Source organism: Teichococcus wenyumeiae (assembly GCF_003696345.1).
GTDB lineage: Bacteria > Pseudomonadota > Alphaproteobacteria > Acetobacterales > Acetobacteraceae > Pseudoroseomonas > Pseudoroseomonas wenyumeiae.
On record NZ_RFLX01000103.1, the window covers coordinates 1 to 4,089 of the forward strand.

The window sequence follows — 4,089 nt, forward strand, 5'->3', positions numbered from 1 at the left end:
CCCACCTCGTGGCGCCTCTCCGATGCCCGCACTGTCGACGCAGGTTCCTGCCACCACCCGCCAAAATGCCCAAGTAGTGCTAGGGCAGGCAGGTACTGTTATCCACCCGACTACCCGGAGGTGGAACGCTCGGGAAGGCTGGCGGCCGGCCAACTTGACGGTGCCCTCCTGGAACTGTTGATCGACAGGGTCATCGTTACCAGTGGCCACGTCGAAATCCGCTGTGTCGTCCCAACCGGCCTCAACGGAGAAGGGCTGCCATTTTGGCAATTGCGAACAAACTATCTACAGGGTCTTGTGTGGGCCGCACCCGGCAGGCGCATCGCGCCACCGCAGCCCGTTGCGGATGACGTGGATGATGCCGCTGACGACCCGCTGATCGTCCACCCGCGGCACGCCATCCGAGAGCCGGAAGTAGCGCGCGATCCGCTCGATCTTTGTCTCCGTGAGCCAGAACAGGTCAGCCATGGCAGCACCTCCGCCGCCATGGAATCACAGCAGGATCAAAGCGCAAGAGGCTCGTTGATAGGTCCTGAGCCTAGAACCAGTATAGTCACCCAGCGTTTCGCATCCTTGCTTGAGTTCAAGATCTAAGCTTGGCATCACAGAATTGGGAACGTAAGATCGCCCAACTGACTGTTATCAGAGAAGAGCCATGATATTATTACCACCGACGACAAAATATGTCGTCGTGACGAAAGAGGGAGATCCTCTATGCCGCCCGGCGCGGGCACGCTTGATTTGGGCAGCAAATACCGCCGAGGCCACGTCTTTATTGGGCGTCCCAAGCCTCCTGGCGGGCGGTATAGATGCATTTACATTCCGCATCGAAAGTGCTGCAGGGAAATTCGCAGCATATCGGGCGCTTGAAACTCTCTATGGGGTCAGATCAAGCTTCGACGTGGCACTTCTTCACCATGACGCAAAGGCATCTACCTGGACCGCCGAGGGAGATTTCCGACGTTATGTGATGCCAGGAGCTGCTGTAGTTCACACCCGTGATCCACGAATAGCATTATCATGCGTGAAGAGGAACACGCCTTACATACTGGAACATCACGATGAAGATTACCAGAACAACTTCGAAAATTGGAGTGACTTGAAGCTATCGAGCCCTCTTTGCTTGGCAGTTGTTGCTATCACAGAAGAGATCGGCATCCGCCTTGCGAGGCAAGGTGTGCCAGAACAAAAAATAATCATTCTTGATAGTGGCGTCAACGCGACGGCGGCCCTACGTCGAACGGCAGCGGCAACGAGATGGCGACAATCTCTACTGAAGCTCCCTTACAAGCAGCTTGTGGTTTACACTGGCGGCCTGCAAGCCGAGAGAGGCATCCATGATATTATGACGGCCGCAGCAGAACTTACCAGCACTCTGTTCGTGCTTTCAGGCGGCCACAAATCGGATATTGCCGAGTGCAAGCGCGTAATGATGGCTCGCGGCCTCTCAAACATTCGGCTATTCGGGTATCAGAACCATGAGGTAGTCTGCGAGCTGCAGCAGGCGGCTGACGTGCTAATATTTTCGCGTGCGGCAGAGGGGCGGGGGGACATCACCTCGCCATTGAAAATGTTCGAGTATCTCTTATCAGGTACTCCGATAGTGGCTGCTGATATCCCTGCTACCACACGTTGGGCTAAGCACGACATTGCTGTGCAGTTCTACCAGCCGGCAAAGCCAGCGAGTATCGCTGCCGCTTTGAAAAAAATTGCGAACTCCTTTCCCTTTAAGCAAGGAGGGTACGAGGAAAATATCCGAGCAGGACATCCCTATGTTTGGCAGGAGCGCCAACGCCGCTTGCTTGAATTTGTCGGCCACGTGCCGGTGAAGTTGACATATTGATATCCTTCTGGAGATAGCCGTGACTCTACGAGATGACATTGTGCGGACGATATCGCGTCAGCCTTCGGTGGTTGACCAAGAAGCTGCATTCGATATTGCTTTTGTTATGCATATCAGCGCGCGAGGTTGGATCCTAGAAAAGATCTGCCGCGAAATTGCTGAAGAAAGTGGTGGTACGTTCACATTCGTGTACAGTGAGCGAAATGACAGTATCACCTCAACTATTCCACGAGCGCGGGCTTACTTTTTTGCGCATTATGCGCTCTACACACATGCCCTTGCTAAGCATCCTGAGCTTCACTCTGCCTCCCTGTTTGTATGGTTTACGCATCCCGACTTCAGCAAGGGCATTGGCATTGATGATCTCGTATTTGCTCTGCAGCAGGCTGATCTGATCTTTACAGCGAACTCAGGGCACGGAGCGGCGCTCTCCGTAATTGGAATTTCGAAGAAAAACATCCGCACTTTCTACGGAGGAGCTGACCCGCAAAATTTCCGGCCTCACTCCCGCGGTCGGGGTAAGGTTGCATTTGTTGGTGCCTACTATGAGCGTAAGCAGCCAGACCGAATGCTTCAGGTGATGCAAGCAATGCCTGAAACATCGTTTCTTCTGCTCGGACCATCACCAGAGTCTGTTGAAAATAAGGGGCTGCTCTGGGCAAATTATAGCAGATATACTGAACTTCAGAATTTAAAGAATCTAGAAATAGCAGAAGTTGATTATAGCCAGTATCCGGCTCAGTTCGCAAGAGCAGACGTTTACGTCTCTCTTTCAAATCTCGAAGGTGGACCAATTCCACTAATTGAAGCTCTGATGGCAAATGTAGTTCCTGTAGTTACGCGAACTGGCTTCTGCGAGGAACTTGTTACACATGGAAAGAATGGATTTTTATTGGAGACTGATGCTCCTATTACAGAAATCATAAATGCTATCCGTGCTGCCCTGCAGTTTAAGGGTGATGTTACGCACGGGTCAGCGGATTGGTCGTGGCGGGCGTTTGGTGAGCACATCAGCTGGGAAATGTGTTTTCCGCTTCGGAATGACTTCGCAATCGCTTTTGGGCGCAGTGAGAAGGGGGCTCGGCGCTATCTGCGCGAGGGTTGGGATAGTCCGGAGAGCAAGGGAGCGTGGCAGTTTGCCCCTTCCGCTATGGTATTACTACCTATTCAAGACGGGCAGCGCCTCTCAGAATTAAAGATGCTTTTCCGCAGTGGCAGCGCCTTCGGCGCGGCAGAAAGCGTCGAGGTGCAGCTCCGGCTGAATGGTGAAGTTTTAGGAACATCTAAGGTACGAGCAAATCGCCAGTGCGAATTAGTGGTCGGCTCGGTGCCACCGAGCATCAACGATCGGGTGAATCATCTTTCGATTGAAGTACTCACACCGACTTCTCTGCTTGAAGGCGAAGTGCCGCGGTTGCTCCGCCTCGAGCGGATCGAGGGCAAGATTTCGCCTGCAGATGAACCCACTCGAACTCAGACTCAACCTATACTCAACTTAGAGCAGAATAGGGTCATTACACATGAGACTGAAACAGAAGAGTTCGTCGCTACTGAGTTTATATTCGGCACAGGAAAATTCGGTTCAGAGTTGCCAGCATCGTGCTGGAATGAACCGGAAGAGAGTGGCGTCTGGTCTAACCAGGCTGAAGCAACTGTTGTAGTGCCATTTTCCAGTGACCTTGGCAGCAAGGTGAGAATGCTAGTGGAGGGACGTACCTATGAACCAGTGAGAACACGGAATGCTTCTCTTGCAATTGTGGTTTCTAATGGGAGTACCGAGTCGGTTGCCGAATTCTCCGTCAATACTGCAGACTGCGTGACATACGAAGTTGAATTTGATAACGCAGCGAGGCGTCGTATTGTTCAAGTTCGGCTCTCTTTGAGCAATATTTTTTCTCCGTCTGATCTTGGTACTGATCCGGAAGATAGTCGGAAACTCGGTTTCCTCTTGAGACGAATTGCATTCGAACCTGTAATGCCCTCCCCACGAACTGCTGACTTATTCGTGTGAGGTGCGCTGGCAAGAGGGCACCGTCAACTTGCTGACCTCGGCGCGGGAGGCGGACGGATGGGCAGCCGGATCAAGGGCAATCAGGCCGGCGCGGCGCCCCCGCTGACTTCGGACCAGACCCTGAACGCCCGCGTCCTTGCGGCGCGGTACTCGGACACCTCGAAGTACCCGGTGCGGCGCAGCCTCCGCGAGCAGGATCGCCGCCTCAGGTCATGACCCGCCCCTGCTGATGGGG

At 53.4% G+C, this 4,089-nt stretch carries 3 protein-coding genes and 1 pseudogene; 3 read left to right on the top strand and 1 reads right to left on the bottom strand.

The genetic code is table 11. The features are described 5' to 3' along the window. Positions 1–288: 288 nt before the first annotated feature. Positions 289–468, bottom strand: a pseudogene (locus EBE87_RS27780) (transposase); the annotation flags it as partial. Positions 469–655: 187 nt separating this feature from the next. Between EBE87_RS27780 and EBE87_RS27785 the strand changes: the two are divergent. From EBE87_RS27785 to EBE87_RS29270, 3 genes are all read left to right on the top strand, one after another. After that, the gene (locus tag EBE87_RS27785; protein ID WP_120641036.1) at positions 656–1,843 is read left to right on the top strand and encodes a glycosyltransferase; all 1,188 of its coding nucleotides are present in this window, start codon (positions 656–658) and stop codon (positions 1,841–1,843) included. Between the two features lie 67 nt (positions 1,844–1,910). After that, positions 1,911–3,854, top strand: a complete 1,944-nt coding sequence (locus EBE87_RS27790; RefSeq protein WP_147426256.1) for a glycosyltransferase — start codon at positions 1,911–1,913, stop codon at positions 3,852–3,854. A 57-nt stretch (positions 3,855–3,911) separates the two neighbouring features. Next, on the top strand, positions 3,912–4,070 hold the full coding sequence (locus tag EBE87_RS29270) for a hypothetical protein (RefSeq protein WP_158601071.1): 159 nt from the start codon (positions 3,912–3,914) through the stop codon (positions 4,068–4,070). Positions 4,071–4,089 lie beyond the last annotated feature (19 nt).

Excerpts from the sequence above, each read along its gene's own strand:
- EBE87_RS27785 (WP_120641036.1), top strand. The coding sequence starts at position 656 with ATGATATTATTACCACCGACGACAAAATATGTCGTCGTGACGAAAGAG.
- EBE87_RS29270 (WP_158601071.1), top strand. The coding sequence starts at position 3,912 with ATGGGCAGCCGGATCAAGGGCAATCAGGCCGGCGCGGCGCCCCCGCTG.